At 65.0% G+C, this 486-nt stretch carries 1 protein-coding gene; it reads left to right on the forward strand.

Features of this window, described 5'->3' with window-relative positions:
• On the forward strand, nt 1-486 hold a 486-nt coding region (locus NCG91_RS27865; protein ID WP_251352091.1), incomplete at both ends, for an IS1595 family transposase.

Here is a 486-nt window from a genome sequence, read left to right on the forward strand (position 1 = left end):
ACCGCATGGCCTGCATGGCATTGCCGAGGCGGACGAGTTATATGTGCTGGAATCGGAAAAGGGATCCAGGCAGATGACGCGTCCGGCCCGCCGCCGGGGCGGCCATGCCCGCCAGCGCGGCATTTCCGATGAGCAGGTCTGTATCCTGGTGGCGCGCGACCGCACAGGCCAGACCCTCGATTTCATCACGGGCAAAGGGGCGTTGACGAAGGCACAGCTGCACCGCTGTTTATTGCCCGTCATCGATAAGGATGTCCTGCTGGTAACGGATGGCCATGCCGCCTACCGGGCGTTTGCCAGGGAAGCGGGCATCAGCCACCAGGCCGTCAACTTGCGCGCAGGCATCCGTGTGCAGGGCGCCGCGCATGTGCAGAACGTCAATGCGTATCACAGCCGTCTGCGGGACTGGCTGCGGCCCTTTCGCGGCGTGGCGACGCGCTACCTGCCGAATTACCTGGGCTGGCGCTGGATACTCGACGCCAGGCG

It is taken from the genome of Janthinobacterium kumbetense, from assembly GCF_023703445.1.
Taxonomy (GTDB): Bacteria; Pseudomonadota; Gammaproteobacteria; order Burkholderiales; family Burkholderiaceae_D; genus Janthinobacterium; species Janthinobacterium kumbetense.